19 protein-coding genes and 1 tRNA gene are annotated in these 16,612 nt (G+C 48.5%); 7 read left to right on the top strand and 13 right to left on the bottom strand.

Going from position 1 to position 16,612, the window contains the following annotated elements:
* Positions 1-35 precede the first annotated feature (35 nt).
* Together Q0698_RS04290 and Q0698_RS04285 are read left to right on the top strand one after the other, a co-directional pair.
* On the top strand, positions 36-593 hold the full coding sequence (locus Q0698_RS04290) for a nitroreductase (protein WP_298634076.1): 558 nt from the start codon (positions 36-38) through the stop codon (positions 591-593).
* Between the two features lie 135 nt (positions 594-728).
* Positions 729-816 (top strand) — tRNA-Ser (locus tag Q0698_RS04285).
* 366 nt (positions 817-1,182) lie between these two features.
* Here the strand turns inward: Q0698_RS04285 and cydB are convergent.
* Together cydB and Q0698_RS04275 are read right to left on the bottom strand one after the other, a co-directional pair.
* Positions 1,183-2,205, bottom strand: a complete 1,023-nt coding sequence (gene cydB / locus Q0698_RS04280) for a cytochrome d ubiquinol oxidase subunit II (protein ID WP_298634074.1) — start codon at positions 2,203-2,205, stop codon at positions 1,183-1,185.
* Positions 2,202-3,599 carry a cytochrome ubiquinol oxidase subunit I gene (locus Q0698_RS04275; RefSeq protein WP_298634072.1) on the bottom strand — a complete coding sequence of 466 codons (1,398 nt, stop codon included), beginning with the start codon at positions 3,597-3,599 and terminating at the stop codon, positions 2,202-2,204. Before Q0698_RS04275 ends, cydB begins: the two co-directional genes overlap by 4 nt.
* Before the next feature lie 343 nt (positions 3,600-3,942).
* On the opposite strand from Q0698_RS04275, the gene Q0698_RS04270 reads away from it, so the two are divergent.
* The 5 genes from Q0698_RS04270 (at position 3,943) to Q0698_RS04250 (ending at position 6,932) form a co-directional block, all read left to right on the top strand.
* Positions 3,943-4,929, top strand: coding sequence for an FAD-dependent oxidoreductase (locus tag Q0698_RS04270; protein ID WP_298634070.1), 987 nt, complete (start codon positions 3,943-3,945; stop codon positions 4,927-4,929).
* Positions 4,926-5,156 carry a TIGR03643 family protein gene (locus Q0698_RS04265; RefSeq protein WP_298634068.1) on the top strand — a complete coding sequence of 77 codons (231 nt, stop codon included), beginning with the start codon at positions 4,926-4,928 and terminating at the stop codon, positions 5,154-5,156. The genes Q0698_RS04270 and Q0698_RS04265 overlap by 4 nt, the downstream gene beginning before the upstream one ends.
* 252 nt (positions 5,157-5,408) lie before the next feature.
* Positions 5,409-6,074 carry a heme-binding protein gene (locus tag Q0698_RS04260; protein WP_298634066.1) on the top strand — a complete coding sequence of 222 codons (666 nt, stop codon included), beginning with the start codon at positions 5,409-5,411 and terminating at the stop codon, positions 6,072-6,074.
* A gap of 32 nt (positions 6,075-6,106) precedes the next feature.
* The gene (locus Q0698_RS04255; protein ID WP_298634064.1) at positions 6,107-6,670 is read left to right on the top strand and encodes a redoxin family protein; all 564 of its coding nucleotides are present in this window, start codon (positions 6,107-6,109) and stop codon (positions 6,668-6,670) included.
* A 76-nt stretch (positions 6,671-6,746) separates the two neighbouring features.
* Complete coding sequence (locus Q0698_RS04250) at positions 6,747-6,932, top strand: hypothetical protein (protein WP_298634062.1); 186 nt, start codon at positions 6,747-6,749, stop codon at positions 6,930-6,932.
* Positions 6,933-6,959: 27 nt separating this feature from the next.
* On the opposite strand, the gene Q0698_RS04245 is transcribed toward Q0698_RS04250, so the two are convergent.
* From Q0698_RS04245 to Q0698_RS04195, 11 genes are all read right to left on the bottom strand, one after another.
* Complete coding sequence (locus Q0698_RS04245) at positions 6,960-7,364, bottom strand: SufE family protein (protein WP_298634060.1); 405 nt, start codon at positions 7,362-7,364, stop codon at positions 6,960-6,962.
* The gene (sufT, locus tag Q0698_RS04240; RefSeq protein WP_298634058.1) at positions 7,364-7,897 is read right to left on the bottom strand and encodes a putative Fe-S cluster assembly protein SufT; all 534 of its coding nucleotides are present in this window, start codon (positions 7,895-7,897) and stop codon (positions 7,364-7,366) included. Before sufT ends, Q0698_RS04245 begins: the two co-directional genes overlap by 1 nt.
* A 14-nt stretch (positions 7,898-7,911) precedes the next feature.
* On the bottom strand, positions 7,912-8,265 hold the full coding sequence (locus Q0698_RS04235) for an iron-sulfur cluster assembly accessory protein (protein WP_298634056.1): 354 nt from the start codon (positions 8,263-8,265) through the stop codon (positions 7,912-7,914).
* A 4-nt stretch (positions 8,266-8,269) separates the two neighbouring features.
* Positions 8,270-9,490 (bottom strand): cysteine desulfurase, encoded by a 1,221-nt coding sequence (locus Q0698_RS04230; protein ID WP_298634054.1) that lies wholly within the window; start codon positions 9,488-9,490, stop codon positions 8,270-8,272.
* 9 nt (positions 9,491-9,499) lie between these two features.
* Positions 9,500-10,705: a Fe-S cluster assembly protein SufD gene (sufD, locus tag Q0698_RS04225; protein ID WP_298634052.1), complete on the bottom strand. Its 1,206-nt coding sequence runs from the start codon at positions 10,703-10,705 to the stop codon at positions 9,500-9,502.
* Positions 10,702-11,451: a Fe-S cluster assembly ATPase SufC gene (sufC, locus tag Q0698_RS04220; RefSeq protein WP_298634049.1), complete on the bottom strand. Its 750-nt coding sequence runs from the start codon at positions 11,449-11,451 to the stop codon at positions 10,702-10,704. Before sufC ends, sufD begins: the two co-directional genes overlap by 4 nt.
* Before the next feature lie 16 nt (positions 11,452-11,467).
* On the bottom strand, positions 11,468-12,904 hold the full coding sequence (sufB, locus tag Q0698_RS04215) for a Fe-S cluster assembly protein SufB (RefSeq protein ID WP_298634048.1): 1,437 nt from the start codon (positions 12,902-12,904) through the stop codon (positions 11,468-11,470).
* A 60-nt stretch (positions 12,905-12,964) separates the two neighbouring features.
* Positions 12,965-13,435, bottom strand: a complete 471-nt coding sequence (iscR, locus tag Q0698_RS04210; protein WP_298634047.1) for a Fe-S cluster assembly transcriptional regulator IscR — start codon at positions 13,433-13,435, stop codon at positions 12,965-12,967.
* 206 nt (positions 13,436-13,641) lie between these two features.
* Complete coding sequence (locus Q0698_RS04205; RefSeq protein WP_298634045.1) at positions 13,642-14,421, bottom strand: metal ABC transporter permease; 780 nt, start codon at positions 14,419-14,421, stop codon at positions 13,642-13,644.
* On the bottom strand, positions 14,411-15,313 hold the full coding sequence (locus Q0698_RS04200; RefSeq protein ID WP_298634043.1) for a zinc ABC transporter substrate-binding protein: 903 nt from the start codon (positions 15,311-15,313) through the stop codon (positions 14,411-14,413). Before Q0698_RS04200 ends, Q0698_RS04205 begins: the two co-directional genes overlap by 11 nt.
* Positions 15,297-16,538: a hypothetical protein gene (locus Q0698_RS04195; protein WP_298634041.1), complete on the bottom strand. Its 1,242-nt coding sequence runs from the start codon at positions 16,536-16,538 to the stop codon at positions 15,297-15,299. Before Q0698_RS04195 ends, Q0698_RS04200 begins: the two co-directional genes overlap by 17 nt.
* Between the last annotated feature and the right edge of the window lie 74 nt (positions 16,539-16,612).

The raw sequence follows: 16,612 nt of genomic DNA, 5'->3' as shown, positions 1-16,612 counted from the left end.
AGAATAGTGCTTATTATCTTACTGGAATTTGAACTATGTCGACGCTTGAATTTCTTACTCAGCGAGTCAGCTTTCCGAAAGTTGAAGCACCAGGCCCCACTACTGAGCAGTTGGTAAAATTGTTTGCAGCGGCAGGCCGGGCACCTGATCATATGCAGCTGAAGCCATGGCGTTTTATGGTGATTCAGGGCGAGGCGAGAGAGGCCTTCGGCAAGCTCATGGTTGCGGCTAAAGAAGCAACGTCAGAGATCGACGACACGAAGCGAGATCGTTTGTACAACAATGCCTTTCGAGCACCCACCATTATTATTGCAGTCACCGTATTCAAAACTCATGAAAAAGTTCCGGAAGTTGAACAGATACTTTCAACTGGCGCGGCCGTTCAAAACCTTCTGCTGGCTGCGGAAACAATGGGGCTTGGAGGAATGTGGCGCACAGGTAATATAATGTTTGAACCGGTCATGCGAGAGGGCTTGGGAATTGCTGCACATGAGACCATCGCAGGCGCTATCTACCTTGGTACTCCGGCCGGGAAACGGAAGTCTATCAAGGCCTTAAATTTGGATAGTTTCGTCGCATATTGGCGCGGCTGAGTAGCTTGCCGAGATAAACGCTCCAGACAAGTTCGAAACAGCCCATGGCGTTACTTTCTTGCTTGCATTATCGAGGTCTCCCCAGTATCATCTGCGCCCGTTGTTCACTGAACTGTAAATCAGTGAATAACTGTTGGAGAGATGGCCGAGTGGTCGAAGGCGCACGCCTGGAAAGTGTGTATACGGAAACGTATCGAGGGTTCGAATCCCTCTCTCTCCGCCATTTTCGGTAATAACTCTGTCACTTAATAGTGCCCTGACTCATACGATTATTCGCGCTTTAGCGCCATTCACTAAGACTTCCAAAAAATACTTTATTTAAACTCGCCATCGACATAGTGATAATCGACTGACTAGGTTAAACCTCAATTCAGTATGATTGAATTAATCAATCCCCATCGCCACTCGAATAATAAACCCCATAAGCAATACAGCGGAAAGTCCTGAACACCAAAGCAGGACAAACCATGCCCATTGTTTTTGCTTAGGTGAAAAAAATCTATTAAATGTTTGGTCTAGTTTGGCAACTAACCAATTTTCCAATTTGGCCATCCGAGTGCTTACCACGATCTAATTGTGAATGATCAATCTAGTACATACTTTCATGGCTACTTTTACCTCGAAATATGTAATAGCAATATCCGGTATAGCCAAGAATAATGGGCAGCATAATTACCGTACCGATTAGGGTGATTGTCTGTGACGTAGAAACTGCTGCAGCCTCCCAGAGCGTGAACTCAAAGGGGACAATCCATGGATAAAGGCTAATAAGAAATCCGATATACCCTAATAGAAAGATGACCTGCGATAAAAGAAACGGCCTAACTTCCCTGTCGCCCTTGAATAGGTCGCGCCCTAATAGGATAAATGCCATTATTGTGAGTAATGGGATCGGCGCCAAGAAAAAGATATTTGGGCTAGAAAACCATAACTCAACGATGCGTGTATCGATAAATAACATACTAATACTCACCACAAGCATTGCCAGTGCCACGAAGCTCAACACATATTTGGCAGCACTGCGAGCCCAGGCTTGCGTCTCGTCCTCCGTTTTCATTACTAGCCAAGTGGCGCCGAGTAAAGCATAGCCAAACACCAAAGCAATGCCGGTCACGATAGCAAAACCATTCGCCCAATCTAATGCTCCGCCGGAAAATTGCCGACCTTCTACATCAATACCCTGGATGAAGTTGCCCAGTACCACTCCTTGCATAAAGGTTGCCAATAACGAACCTCCGTGAAAAGCGATATCCCATAGTTTTCGGTCACGTTCTCCTGCTTTAAATCGGAACTCAAAAGCCACGCCGCGGAATATTAACCCCATGAGCATTAGTGTGATGGGTAAATATAATGCCGGTAATAAAATCGCATAAGCTAAGGGGAATGCAACAAATAAACCGCCCCCGCCTAAGACCAGCCAGGTTTCATTACCATCCCAAAATGGGGCGATGGAATTCATCATACGGCTGCGGCATTTATCTGATGGCGCGAAGGGAAAAAGAATACCGCAGCCCAAATCAAATCCATCCAACACCACGTAGAGAAAAACCGCGATTCCAATGATTGCACCCCAAATCAAAGGGAGGTTTAACCAACTTGAAAAATCAATCATTTCGTACCTCCACCGGTGACACGCTTCGTTACACTTGCGTCCATCCTGAGACTATAAAATTCCTCACCCTCGTCAATAATCTTAGGGCCAGTACGAATCAACTTAACGATATAGTAACTTCCAGCTCCGAAGACAAAAGTGTACACCACCACAAAGCCAACCAGCGTGACCAAGACTTGTTCGGCTATGACGGGTGAAATACTCTCAGCAGTACGAATCACGCCATAAGCGGTCCAAGGTTGACGGCCTACTTCGGTCACAAACCAACCGGCTAGCACGGCGATAAATCCTGCCGGCGTCATAGCCATACACCACCACTGAAAATACCGAGTATCAAATAGTCGTTTCCGGAAGTACAAACATATCGCAATAGCACCAGTTAGGATCATACCTAAGCCCACACCCACCATTACTCGAAAGGACCAAAAGACAATACCAACAGGCGGACGATCTTCTTTAGCCACGTCTTTTAAGCCCGGTATTTCTCCATCAGTACTCCCTGTCAATATCCAGCTCGCAGCGCCAGGGAGGGTTATGCCATAATCTGTCGTCTCGGTTTCTTCGTTGGGAATCCCAAAGAGATACAACGGCTTGTTAGTTCCTCGGTCCCAGTTACCCTCCATAGCGGCAACCTTTATTGGCTGGTACTGCATCGTGTTTTCACCATGCCAATGGCCAATGATCAATTGTAACGGCGCCACAAAGATAGCCATCAGCATGGCCATACCGAACATGATTTTGGCATGTTTTAGATATTTTTCTCGCCAAAGATAATAGGCACCCACACCACCCACTACAAAAGCAGTAGTGAGATAGGCCGCTGTTACCATGTGAACGAACCGGGGAGGAAAGGAAGGATTGAAGATAATCTCAGTCCAACTGGTTGGATAAAGTAAGCCGTCTTGACCGATTTCAAATCCCTGTGGGGTTTGCATCCAGCTATTCGCAGCTAAAATCCAGAATGCTGAAATAATCGTTCCGACAGCGACAATACAGGTGGACGCAAAGTGCATCTTTTTACTGACACGCCCCCAACCAAATAACATAATTCCGAGAAATGAGGCTTCTAGAAAAAAAGCCGTGAGTACTTCATAGCCCAATAGAGGCCCAATCACATTGCCCACTCTGTCTGAAAATAATGACCAATTGGTACCGAATTGATACGACATCACCACACCTGAGACGACGCCCATACCAAAGCAAACGGCGAAAATCTTAACCCACATCCGATAAACTTGCTCGTAGGTTTTATCGCCTGTTCTCAGCCAGCGCCATTCCACTACAGCCAACCAACTGGCTAAACCAATGGTAAAAGCTGGAAAAATAATGTGGAAAGAAACCGTAAAGGCAAACTGGAGGCGCGCCAGCAACACAGGATCAAGCGTATCAAACATATACCGTAGTTCTCCTGACTATATTTTGGTAACGTAAATTGATCATAGACCAGCATGACATGAGTCGCATCATTAACGTTACACAGTCTCTTCGTCCATCGATTTTTAGCAATTGAAGAATTGATTGGCATAGCAGATCAAGACAAACCGTTTGAACACATTGACCTACTAAGGCTGATCCAAACACCACCAATACCGATATAAGGGTTACTCTAAAATAGCCTTAAATTTCCCCATCCTATTAGCTGCGTCACGCTCTGATTAAAGGTGGGTAATGGTGGGCCACATTTGACGGGTGGCGAAGCCAACAAACTATTGTTAATTAGCTACTTGAGGATTCGTAATGACGAAAATAGCCATTATAGGCGCAGGTTTAGCCGGTCTAACAGCGGCAACTCTACTCAGAGATTATGCCTCGGTGACAGTATTTGATAAAGCCAGAGGAGTAGGTGGGCGCCAGGCTACTCGGCGTGCTTTACCCTATGTTTTTGATCACGGAGCACAGTACTTTACCGCTCGTACCCCCGAATTCTCTGCCTTTATTTCACCCTATGTCTCAAGTGGCGCGATTGCGCGTTGGAACGCTCGCTATCAAAAGTTTGCGGGCAGCGAAGTTATTGACGTATCGGATTGGACTACCGGCGAACCACGCTATGTGGGAGTTGGCGGCATGAACCAGCTTTGTAAGCACATCGCTGGTGGGGTCGAAGTCATTACTGGGACGCGAATAGAATCCCTTAGACAGCAGCATGATAGTTGGTACTTGGTTGATCAGAGTGGCACTCGCCATGGCCAATACGACTGGGTGATTCTTTGCGCGCCTGCTCCGCAGTCTGTCGCGCTACTTCCTCAGTCTTTTGAACATTTAGGAGCTATTAAGGCCATTCAAATGGTGGGCTGTATTTCATTAATGCTAGGCTTTGAAAGCGCCATAGAGGTCAACTTTGATGCCGCGCATATTGAACAGTCAGACGTTAGCTGGATTGCGGTGAATAGCTCTAAACCCGGGCGAACCGAGCCGTTTTCGTTGGTGGTACATTCTTCTGAGGAGTACGGACGCTTAAACCTTGATGATCCCAGTGGATCGATGTCCCACCTGATTGCTGAAGCAGGGCGCGTAATAGGACATGATTTAAGCCAAGCACAACATCAAGCACTGCACACCTGGAGATACGCCAACAACACTCAGCATCATCTTAGTCACGACGCGTTTGTGGACACTCGGCTTAATCTCGCCGTCTGCGGCGACTGGTGTGAAGGAGGGCGGGTAGAAGGTGCCTTCACGTCAGCCGCTAAAGTTGTTAGACACTTAAGGGGGGCGCTGATATGAACGCAGAACATCCTTCGTCTGATAGCTTATCCCCGGCCCTTGTTAGCGAATTGGTCGCTATGGCGTGGTGTGATAAAACTTCATTCGATGATATTGAGTTAGAAACCGGATTCAGTGAACGGCAAACAATACGTTTGATGAGGAGGCATCTGAAAGCGTCGAGTTTTAAACTTTGGCGTAAACGGGTATCGGGCCGGGTAGCGAAACATCGACACTTGTGTTCCTGACACTTTGTGCCCATCGGCGCCGTACGTTGAACCTTCGGTTAGTAGATCCCCAGTATTCGTTTTAGCAAGTAGACGCGATTCGACTACCCAATACTAAGTATTAGTCCAATGATCCAACAGCTTGATCAGAACGAAGACGGTTATGAAATGAATCATTGAGCATTGAGCATTGAGCTTCCTGCTTACTTTCGGATAATTTTTGAGATAAATCATGGTCAACCTTTACGGTTGTTTAGAGAGGACACGATGATAATGAAATGGACTTACACGCTAGTGAGTTTTACTGTTTTCGGGATTTTATTTGCGGGGAACGCGGTGAGTGACGTTGAAATACCACGCTACGACGTTATTCGCTCTACCGACAATATCGAGATCCGTGAATATCAGCCGATGATTATTGCCGAGGTTAGAATGACGGGAGAACGCACTGATGCCATGGGTGACGGCTTCAGGATTCTCGCAGACTATATTTTTGGCAATAACACGGTTAATCAAGAAATTGCGATGACGGCTCCAGTTCAGCAAAATCAAAGTGCCGAGATTGCCATGACAGCACCGGTTCAGCAACAGCTTAACGACGAAGGTTGGCAGGTGAGCTTTGTTATGCCTTCAGAATACACCATGAACACACTTCCTATGCCTGTAAACGAGCGTATTGAGATCAAACCGATCTCGGCTAAACGTTACGTCGCCATTGAATTCTCGGGCAGAAACACCAGTGCAAACATGCGCGAACATCAGGCGGAACTCATGGCCTACATTGAAGCCAACGAATTGCTAGTCAAGGGGGCTCCAGTATATGCATTCTATGATGCGCCTTGGATACTCCCGTTCTTTCGTCGTAATGAAATTATGATGGAGCTAGATTCGACGGCGGATACGAATGCAGAGCTAAGTGCCTCGGTAACTGCGCAATAGAGAAGTTGATCGCAGTTTGTTAATCTCAACCAATGAAACTATTTCCAAGTGGCCTCACTCAAAAAATAGCGTGGCCTAAACGCCCGGCAAAGCTGATCGCGACGCTGGGCATCCAAATACTCATATTTATCGCGGTACTGTTTGCGTTCGAACGTTGGCTCCTGTCAACTAACGAGCGAGCGGGGCTCAGTGCTGCTCAGCTCGCACCCATCGTCGCGCAACTTGCTCCTGAGGAACTGGAGCGGTTTAAGGCTGGTGAGCCTCTTCTCGTCTACATTTGGGCCACCTGGTGCTCGGTCTGTAGTATCAGCTCAGCGAACGTTAGTGACTACGGTAGGGACTATCTCAGCACAACCGTGGCAGTTCAGTCTGGTAGCGATCGCGAGATACAGGATTTCATAAGCCGCAAAGGCTATGACTTTGTGGCTTATAATGATCGCGAAGGCCGCTGGTTTAAGTCAATGGGAGCAAGTGTAACGCCTACATACCTTTGGATTAACTATCCGGGTGAAATTCTTTATCTGAGTCGTGGCTATACCTCGTCGGTAGGGCTAATAGGCAGGCGGCTATTATTAACCGATCAAAACACAGATTAATCATTCATTAACGCGTTGTTTTTTGTGATAATAACTTAGCCGTACCAATCCCATCCTGCTAGATAAAGAGAATAAGATGTCAGTGAAAGATAAGCTCGAATCCATAGCCTCTGGCGAAGCGAGTGTTGAAGATGCCGCGGTGATTGCCGCTGAGGCGCAGGCGAGGATTGTTTATCTAGAAGATACCGTGCGTCAGTTACAGCGCGATGCACACATGGCCATCCACATCAAACTTTGCGCCGACGCACTGACGGACGCTTAGGGAACTCAAGATAGTTTGCGGGCAGTGCTAAGCTGCTGCAGCTAACGCCTTAATTTTAGCAACGATTGCTCTCAAGCCATTTCCGCGCGTAGGCGAAAGATGATTTTCTAAATCAATCTCCGAGAAATAGCCGTCGATGTCAAAGTCGGTAATCTGCGCCGCAGTTTTCTCATCAAACGCCGCCAAAACTAGCGCTAGTAGTCCTCGAACAATGATTGCGTCGCTATCCACGCTAAAGCGAAAAACGTTGTTATCGCGCTCAGTATGTAGCCAGACACTCGATTGACAGCCCTTTACGAGATTCTCATCAAGGCGAAACTGTTCCTCGAAGGGCGGAAGCTCTTTGCCCAAGTCAATAATGTACTTATAGCGTTCTTCCCAATCATCAAAGAATTCTAAATCGTCAATGATCTCGGTAGTGGTCAAATTCATTAGAAAAAGAGTCCTGCTTCAAGTTGTGCTTCTTCACTCATCATTTCGCGCGTCCATGGTGGATCGAAAACGAGGTTAACGACTACGCTGTTTACATTGGGAACCTTGGCTACACGGTATTCCACGTCGCCAACTAAAACCGGACCCATGCCGCACCCTGGTGCAGTGAGTGTCATATCGATCAGTACACTATTATCACGATCGTTGATGGCGACTTTATAGATGAGCCCTAATTCGACTAGCGAAATAGGGATCTCAGGGTCGAAGATTGAATCTAATGCCTGCCAAATCTGATCCTTATCAACATGTGTACCACCGTGCTGTGCAAACTTGACTACATCTACGGTTTGGCCAATCGCATCGGCATCGGTTCCATCAATTCGATACATATTACCCAGGTACGTTACCGTGAAGTTACCACCTAGACTCTGATTGATCGTGATAAATTGACCGACCGGAATGATGGCGCTCTCACCACTTGGTACTCGACGAGCCGGGCATTCTTTCACAGTTGTGACCAACTTTTGTTGCATAAAATAACGGTCTCTTAGCTTACGGAGAAGCTTTCGCCACAGCCACACTCGCCGGTGACGTTGGGATTAATGTATTTAATAACTCGATTTAAGCCAAGCTGCTCGACGTCAATAATCGTGCCCTTCAGCATCGCGATGGACTCGGTATCAACAGCAATTTTAAGCTCATTACCGGCGCTAACCATTACATCGCTAGTGTGAGTCTCGTCGACGAAATCGAGCGTATAGGCGTAGCCGCTACAGCCCGCTGGTTTAGTGCTAAACCTCACCGACTTTTCCGGCTGCTTAGCGGCGGCAGCGCTGAGAAATTCTACCGCGGCGTCGGTGACGGAAATTAGTTCTTGAGTTGGATCAAAGGCAGTGGTCATTGGTCTACTCCAGCATCATCTTGGCTTTTTCAATGCCATTAAACAGCAGATCGATTTCATCGAGTGTGTTGTAAATAGAAAAGGATGCGCGTGCAGAGCCATTCAAACCAAAGCGCTCCATTAAGGGTTCAGCGCAGTGATTACCGGTGCGAATAGCAATTCCCTGACGATCGAGAAGGAAGCCGACATCCGCAGCGTGCCCCTGAGACAGGACGAAGCTCAATACGCCAATACGCTGTTGGGCGGTACCAATTTGTCTAAAGCCGGATAGTGCCGCTGCGCGTTCATCGGCATAACGAATAAGTTGTTGCTCGTGGGCGCGTAAGCCTTCGAGATCCTGTTGGCCTAGCCAGTTAATAGCAGTACCTAGGGCAATTGCACCCGCGATATTAGGCGTACCTGCCTCGAGTCGCGAAGGCAGAACGTTCCACTCGGCCGATTGATAGGTAACGGAGCTGATCATCTCACCACCCGTTTGCCAAACCGGCCAGTCGGCCAGAACGGCTTCGCGTCCCCAAAGCACGCCAACGCCGGTTGGTCCAAAGACCTTGTGGCCAGAAAAGGCGTAGAAATCACAGCCAAGCGCTTGCACATCGACATCGCCGTGGGCAATTCCCTGGGCGCCATCAATCATTAACAGGGCAGTTGGATTAGTCGCCTTTAACATCTCGCCAATTTTCTTGACGGGATTGATGGTACCCAGAGCGTTGGAAATATGCGCCACACTTAAGATTGCAGTATTGGCATCGATAAGCTTCGCTAGACCCTCAAGGTCAATATCACCGGCTTCATTAATAGGGGCAATACGCAACTCAGCGCCGCTGCGATGACACGCCTGCTGCCAGGGAATGAGGTTAGCGTGGTGTTCCATTTCCGAGACGATAACGTTGTGACGCGGCGCTAAACGATCCGCCATACCGCGGGCAATGATATTGATGCCTTCAGTGGTACCACTGGTCCAAATAACTTCTCGCTCAGTAGCGGCATTGATAAAGCCTGCCACTTGTGTCCGTGCCCCTTCATAGGCGCGCGTTGCTTCGTCAGCAAGACAGTGGGCACCTCGATGGACGTTTGAATTCGTGGAGGTGTAGTAGGCTGTCAGGCTGTCGATCACACACTGCGGCTTCTGGGTAGTCGCTGCATTGTCTAAATAAACTAGTGGCTTCCCATGCACTTCTCGTTGAAGAATGGGAAATTCTTGACGAATGGCATCAACGTTAAACACTGACTTCTCCTAAACCTGCTTCATCTGAGCGAAGCGCTGGCGCAGTTGAGGGCGCAACCATTCGGCGACGGCCTCATGTTGCATTTGGTCGACTAACTCATTGATGAAACCAAAATTCAACATAATTTGGGCATCTTGACGCGAAATTCCGCGAGAGGTGAGGTAGTACATCGACTTTTCATCGAGTTCAGCCACCGTAGCACCGTGTGCACAGCGAACATCATCCGCGTAAATCTCAAGCTCTGGCTTGGTATTGAGCTCCGCATTACGGGACATCAATAGGTTGCGATTATTTAGCTCGGCCAAGGTTTTCTGAGCATCACGATGGATATGGATTCTACCGTTAAAGGTGGCCTTTGAGCGGTCTGCCACAATGCCTCGAACATTCTCTTCCGTGGTGCCATTAGGCATCGCATGTTCAATGGTAGTGTGGAGGTCAAAATGTTCTTTTCCATCGAGCAAGAAAATGGCATTGAGATTAGCTTGCGCGTGCTCACCGGCATGCTCTACGTCAATATCTAAGCGACTTAGCTTTGAGCCAAACCCGACTACATGGCTATCGAGCTGCGATTGGTTGCCCAGACGGATATGGTTACCACCGATGCTGTAATGTAGGTCGCCCTGTAATTGGAAGCGATAGTGGTTGAGGTGAGCCGAATCAGCAACGTCGTACTCGCAGAACAGGGAGCTCAATCCTTCGCTGTTGCCAGCGAGCTGCTCAATGACCGTGCATTGTGAGTGATTGCCTAGCTCGGCGGTAACACGAGCAAATTGCTCGCAGTTAAGCTGAGCTGCTACAGCGATTCGAATCGGCTGAGTAATGGAAGCCGACTCAGCTACTTTGATAGTTAGTGACTGCTGGGTACGGGTGTCATTAATCAAGCCAAAAATATGGTGGTTGGGCTTAGTCAGCGCTGTATCAACTGTTTCTAAGCGAATACTTAAGCCATTGGGTAGCGACGTTGGCAGCTGCCATTGCTCGCCATCGAATAGGACATCAATGGTCTCAATGTCAGCGAAGTCCGGGTTCAACAACTGCTGACTCGGTGCAGCGAACTGTTCTTCAGCCAGACCGAATAGGCTCGTGTAGCGCCACGCTTCGGTCTTGCGAGTAGGCCAAGCCGTATTCGCAAGAGCTTGGAGCTGCTGTGCTTGAAACTGGGTTAACGGGCCACGCTTTGCCGCGTCTTGGGTGCGATCAAACCAGTGGCTCATGCCGATTTTTCCTCTAACCAAGCGTAACCGTGTTTCTCGAGCTCTAGGGCCAGTTCAGGACCGCCAGACTTCACAATCTTACCGTCCGCAAGTACGTGAACGAAATCCGGCTTAATAAAGTCTAGAAGGCGTTGATAGTGAGTGACCACTACGAATGAACGCTCTGGACTGCGCTGACTATTAACGCCTTTCGCAACAACCTGCAGCGCGTCGATATCAAGACCTGAGTCGGTTTCATCTAGAATGCACAGTGACGGCTTCAACATCATCATCTGCATGATTTCGTTACGTTTCTTTTCACCACCAGAGAAGCCTTCGTTGACGCCACGCTTGAGGAAAGCAATGGGAAGATCAACTTCCTTACAGACTTCCTTCGCCGTCTTAAGAAGTTCCTTTGACGACATTGGCTCTAAGCCCTTCGCAGCACGATTTGCATCAACAGCCGCCTTGAGAAACTCCAGGTTACTAACGCCAGGAATCTCAACGGGATATTGGAACGCGAGAAATAATCCGGCATGGGCACGTTCTTCGGCTTCTAAGTCGAGGAGATCGGCGTTATTTAGGCTGGCGCTACCAGACTCTACTTCATAGCCGTCGCGGCCAGACAGTACATAACCTAAGGTAGACTTACCAGCTCCGTTAGGACCCATAATAGCGTGAACTTCACCCGGCTTAACTTCAAGATTAAGTCCTTTAAGGATGGTTTTTTCTTCTACGCGTGCGTGTAAATTTTTGATTGATAACATGTTGTTTCCTAAACGCTTAACCGACCGAGCCTTCAAGGCTGATTTCAAGTAACTTGCCCGCCTCGACGGCAAACTCCATGGGTAATTCTTTAAACACTTCTTTACAGAAACCGTTGACGATCATTGATACCGCCTTTTCTGGATCTAGACCCCGTTGCTGACAGAGGAACATTTGATCGTCGGAGACCTTCGAGGTGGTAGCCTCATGCTCGACAATGGCTGTAGGATTCTTAGTCTCTACATACGGGAAAGTATGTGCACCACATTGATCGCCAATCAGCAGCGAGTCACACTGGGTGAAGTTACGTGCCCCGTCGGCGCGTGGACCCATGCGAACAAGACCTCGATAACTATTATTGGATCTGCCGGCGGAAATTCCCTTGGAAATAATCGTCGACTTCGTATTTTTACCAAGGTGAATCATCTTGGTTCCAGTGTCAGCTTGCTGACGGCCCCGAGTTAATGCCACCGAGTAGAATTCACCCACACTATTGTCACCGCGGAGGATACAGCTTGGGTATTTCCAGGTGACAGCCGAACCTGTTTCCACCTGCGTCCAAGAAACCTTCGCATTGGTGTGCGCGACGGCACGCTTGGTAACAAAATTATAAATACCACCGCGGCCTTCTTCGTCGCCGGGGTACCAGTTCTGCACGGTAGAATACTTAATTTCCGAATCGTCTAGCGCAACCAATTCAACCACTGCAGCGTGAAGCTGGTTCTCATCGCGTTGGGGTGCGGTACAACCTTCTAGGTAACTTACGTGGCTTCCTTCGTCGGCAATGATGAGTGTTCGTTCGAATTGCCCCGTGTTCTGCTCATTGATACGGAAGTAAGTTGACAGTTCCATGGGGCAGCGAACGCCCTTAGGGATATAGACAAAGCTTCCATCGGTAAATACGGCGCAATTTAGCGCTGCGTAGTAGTTGTCTTTTTTCGGAACCACGCTGCCGATGTACTGTTTAACGAGTTCTGGATATTTCTGCAAAGCCTCGGAAATCGAGCAGAAGATGACTCCTGCCTCGTAGAGCTTCTCTTTGAAGGTTGTCACGACTGAAACCGAGTCGAAGACCACATCCATGGCTACCCCAGCTAACATCTTTTGTTCTTCAAGGGGGATACCCAGCTTCTCATAGGTACGCAATAGTTCAGGGTCAACTTCATCAAGACTTTGAGGCTTGTCGGCCATACTCTTAGGTGCCGAATAGTAGGCGATTTTTTGGAAATCAATCTTTGGATATTCAACGTGAGCCCAATCAGGCTCTTCCATTTTGCACCAGTCACGGTAAGCATCGAGGCGCCATTCAAGCATCCATTCAGGCTCATTCTTCATCGCGCTGATTCGGCGGATGACATCTTCATTCAGCCCGGGCTCAAAGGTTTCGGTTTCCACGTCGGTAACGAAACCCGCTTCGTACTCTCGTTGGATGGCTTGATCTATTTGTTCAGTCATAATAAGTCTCTAAAAATCAGAAGCCGCTTACTCAGCGGCAGAACAGACCCAGTGGTTAAACTAGATGGCGGTTAGAGGGATCTTGCCGCTAGTCTGTAATTGCTGTTGTTGAACTGAAATTCGTCGGATCTCCTCGCGCTCGATGAGGGCGGCCAGAGAGATACTTTTTAGGAAGTCACGAATCTGCACACTCAGGTCCATCCATAGGTGATGTGTTAAACACATGTTGCCTTCGTGGCAGTTGCCTCGGCCGTTACAATTCGTTGCATCAATGCTTTCGTCAACCGCGTCGACAATATCGGCAATGTTGATATCGTTGGTATCCACGGCTAAACGATAGCCGCCACCTGGACCGCGCACAGAGCTTACTAAGCCACGTCTGCGTAGTTTAGAGAATAATTGCTCAAGATAGGATAAGGAGATCTCTTGACGTGTAGAAATATCTGCCAAGCTAATCGTGCCATTACGTTGATTAATTGCGAGATCTAGCAATGCCGTTACAGCATATCGACCTTTGGTAGTTAAGCGCATGAAATTTACCTCGTGTACTGCCGCGCATTATAAATAACCTAGTAAACTAGTCAAGATTAAAATGGTGGGTAATTTCCGAGTGTTCGACGAAGGAATATCCAGCGTAGTACAGGTAAAAGTTGTTATTCATAAACGATGCAGGGAAGGAAAAAGGATGCCGCTTGGGAGTAAATTCAGCGACAACCTTAACCGAGCTTCTAACTAAACTAGGAGCTAGCAACGGCTCCTAATCTGTATAGGAGCGCGATGATGACTTTGCTGCATAGTCCTACCGTAATCAGCGTTGCCACGATGGCGGCGCCCGAGGGGAGGTCGAAGAGTAAAGAACTTAGCAAACCCAAGAAGTAGCCTAGCACGCCAATGATCACCGCAATGGTTGTGCGATAGCTCTTCAGTGCGCTGGTGGCAACCGCGGGGACAATCAAGCTGGTAAAGACGAGATATACACCAACAAGTTGAACGCTAAGGGTGATTGCGACGGCAAAACTGAGGTAGAAAATGGTTGCGTTTTGCTGAGGTGGAAACCATATCCATAAGCCTACTAGCACTGCAGAAACAATGGCTGGAACGAAGAGGTCACCCCAGTCAGTCCAGAGAATTTGTCCCGCCAGCATCGACTGAAGTAATTCATCGCCATGGGGTGAGTCCGCTAGAACTAGCACGCCACAGACTGCAGCAAGGACATAGAGCAACCCAATAAAGGCCTCTAATTCTTGGCGAACCAACTTTTCCAACTGACTAATTAGCAGGGCGCCGGCGAGCGCGAAGGCGATGGGAAGTAGCCAATGCCAGTGTTCTGACGTCCATTCGTGGTGATGGAGTTCAGCCAAGATGGCGCCGAATGCCGCAATCTGAGCGATTGCGAGATCAATGAAGATAATATTGCGCTTGAGTACCTGCTTGCCAAGCGGAATATGTGTCGCCAGGACAATAAGGCCCGCTACGAGAGCGGGCAGAAGGATACCAATGAGATCGCTATTTATCATCGTGCAGTCGCATTAACTCATCGATTAGAGATTCATAAACATCGAATAAGCTTGGATGGGCCTCACTCGCTGTATAAGATAGCTGGCTCTCTTCAATATCAGTACGTTCACTTAGCCACTCGGCACCCCGGCTATCTTGATAGCCAGTGTAGACAATGGCGGCCACGTTTTCACTGCGACTCAATTCGAGCAGTGAAGCGAGGTGAGCAGGCGTAGGCGGAAGGCCGGGTTGAGGCTCCAAATCGCCAATCTGTTCCAACGAAAGCCAATCGAATAGATAGCGAAAGCTAGAGTGATAGGCAATATATTTATTGCCATTAAGCACCTCGGCACGTGTTTCCCAGCGCTGCGTTGCAGTAGACCATCTGGTCAAAAAGTCGCTCAGGTTTTGCTGATAGCTCGCCCGATTCTCCCCGTCGACCTCACCAAGGCGTTTAGTCAACTCCTTAGCCACCAACTCAACCCGGCTTGGGGAGAGGTGGAAATGAGGATTACCAGCGGCATGCACATCACCCATTGAGCGATCTACTCGTTCCAGTTTATCCAACGTCTCCACTACTTCCGCGGCGAAAAACATACCCGGTTGACCTGTTCGTAGATCGCGGTTATTCGCCTTCATTTGCAGCATCGGTAACCAGCCAACTTCGAGTTCCGCCCCCGAGCAAATCGCCAAGTCGGCACGGCGAAACTGTGCAATCAGACTGGGTCTTGCTTGAACGTTGTGAGGATCTTGCAGTGCGCTAGTGGCGGCATAGATGCTAGCATCCGGCGCAATCTCTTTAGCTAGGGCCGCCCACTCTGGTTCGCAGGCGAAGATATTTAGTGCTTGAGAGGTGGCGGACGCTGCTATAAGCGCCGCCCCCAACACCATTTTTTTAATAGGCGTGTGCACCGTGAGCTCCTATGGCAGTGTTAAAGCTAATGCCGACAACAGTGTCACTGCTTGATGAGTCCCCGGAAATTTCTTCTTTCGCGGCAAATAATCGAATCACCGAAAAGTGTGACGGATGCCAGCCAACGGAAAGGCTAGTGTTAGTTGTCTCTTCCGCTTCGAACTCAGCAACGGTGGTGCCATCAGCTTCAGTATGGAATTCATGGAAGCTCCAGCCTTTGAATTTACCGTAGCGCGAAGCAACTGACCAATTTGGATTGATCTGGTAAATACCAGACACGTACCAACCGGTGTTTTGCTCATCTAAATCGACTTCCTCGTAGAGGTCGTCGGCGATTAGCAGTTCAGCGCTTAGTGAAAGGCTCTGATACTTGTAGTTGCCATTTGGCGCCCATTTGTAGGTGGCATCGAAGATTGCCATGTTCTTGCCGCCATACGCAGGACCGTGGCCATGAGCATGGTCATCGTGTGCGTCGACATCACCATGCTCTTCGTGCTCTTCGTGCTCTTCGTGCTCTTCGTGCTCTTCGTGTTCGCCATGATCATCGTGCTCTTCTAAATGACGTTGAGCATTTTCATTGCGGAGATAAGCGGCACCCAACTGCCAGCTACTTGATGCACCAATGTCACCGCCAAGTTTTGCATAGAGCGTCGATACACCAATGCTGCTATCTGAAGCCTCGGCGTCTTCCAGTGCCAGAGCGTCTCCTGAAAACGCTTCTGCACCAAAGGCGAGGTAAGTCTCTGTAGGAGCGACCCAGTTAACACGAATACCATCGTCAGCATAATGTGAACCCAACATGGCACGATAGGCGATAGGGCGCTCGCTGAAAGAATCAGTATGCAAATGCTGGTTATTTAAATAGCCAATATCCGACAGCATGCGTCCCGCTCTGATACCAAAGCCTGCAGGTAATGCTGTGGTTTGAATGAAGGCTTCCTCAAGCTCAACTTCAACTTCACCTTCGTGCGAAGCGACGACCAATGTCATTTTGCCGTAAAAGGAATCATCAACGGGTGCAGAGATAGCAAGTTCCGAGTGCCCTAGATTGAATCCGTCCTCGCGCAATCCTTCACTTAATGCGTCCTCTTGGTAGTACCCATCAAGGACCGCAGAAATGTTAATGTCTGATTGAGCCAGAACGGGTGTTGATGCCAACGAAGCGAAAGCGATTGCGCTGCTGAGAGAGGTAGTTTTTGAGATGTTAGATGTTTTAGTTTTCATTTAAAAATCGTCCATAACGCTGCAGGGATTTTTCCCAGCAGGCTAGTGCTATTAGATATGTTTTGCGTTTGAGC

The organism is uncultured Umboniibacter sp., assembly GCF_947497555.1.
Classification (GTDB): Bacteria; Pseudomonadota; Gammaproteobacteria; order Pseudomonadales; family DSM-25080; genus Umboniibacter.
Note: the sequence above shows the minus strand (reverse complement) of the source record. Positions and strands in the feature narration are given on the sequence as shown.

Coding starts and splice junctions, on each gene's coding strand:
- Q0698_RS04290 (WP_298634076.1), top strand. CDS start 36: ATGTCGACGCTTGAATTTCTTACTCAGCGAGTCAGCTTTCCGAAAGTT.
- cydB (WP_298634074.1), bottom strand. CDS start 2,205: ATGATTGATTTTTCAAGTTGGTTAAACCTCCCTTTGATTTGGGGTGCA.
- Q0698_RS04275 (WP_298634072.1), bottom strand. CDS start 3,599: ATGTTTGATACGCTTGATCCTGTGTTGCTGGCGCGCCTCCAGTTTGCC.
- Q0698_RS04270 (WP_298634070.1), top strand. CDS start 3,943: ATGACGAAAATAGCCATTATAGGCGCAGGTTTAGCCGGTCTAACAGCG.
- Q0698_RS04265 (WP_298634068.1), top strand. CDS start 4,926: ATGAACGCAGAACATCCTTCGTCTGATAGCTTATCCCCGGCCCTTGTT.
- Q0698_RS04260 (WP_298634066.1), top strand. CDS start 5,409: ATGAAATGGACTTACACGCTAGTGAGTTTTACTGTTTTCGGGATTTTA.
- Q0698_RS04255 (WP_298634064.1), top strand. CDS start 6,107: ATGAAACTATTTCCAAGTGGCCTCACTCAAAAAATAGCGTGGCCTAAA.
- Q0698_RS04250 (WP_298634062.1), top strand. CDS start 6,747: ATGTCAGTGAAAGATAAGCTCGAATCCATAGCCTCTGGCGAAGCGAGT.
- Q0698_RS04245 (WP_298634060.1), bottom strand. CDS start 7,364: ATGAATTTGACCACTACCGAGATCATTGACGATTTAGAATTCTTTGAT.
- sufT (WP_298634058.1), bottom strand. CDS start 7,897: ATGCAACAAAAGTTGGTCACAACTGTGAAAGAATGCCCGGCTCGTCGA.
- Q0698_RS04235 (WP_298634056.1), bottom strand. CDS start 8,265: ATGACCACTGCCTTTGATCCAACTCAAGAACTAATTTCCGTCACCGAC.
- sufD (WP_298634052.1), bottom strand. CDS start 10,705: ATGAGCCACTGGTTTGATCGCACCCAAGACGCGGCAAAGCGTGGCCCG.
- sufC (WP_298634049.1), bottom strand. CDS start 11,451: ATGTTATCAATCAAAAATTTACACGCACGCGTAGAAGAAAAAACCATC.
- sufB (WP_298634048.1), bottom strand. CDS start 12,904: ATGACTGAACAAATAGATCAAGCCATCCAACGAGAGTACGAAGCGGGT.
- iscR (WP_298634047.1), bottom strand. CDS start 13,435: ATGCGCTTAACTACCAAAGGTCGATATGCTGTAACGGCATTGCTAGAT.
- Q0698_RS04205 (WP_298634045.1), bottom strand. CDS start 14,421: ATGATAAATAGCGATCTCATTGGTATCCTTCTGCCCGCTCTCGTAGCG.
- Q0698_RS04195 (WP_298634041.1), bottom strand. CDS start 16,538: ATGAAAACTAAAACATCTAACATCTCAAAAACTACCTCTCTCAGCAGC.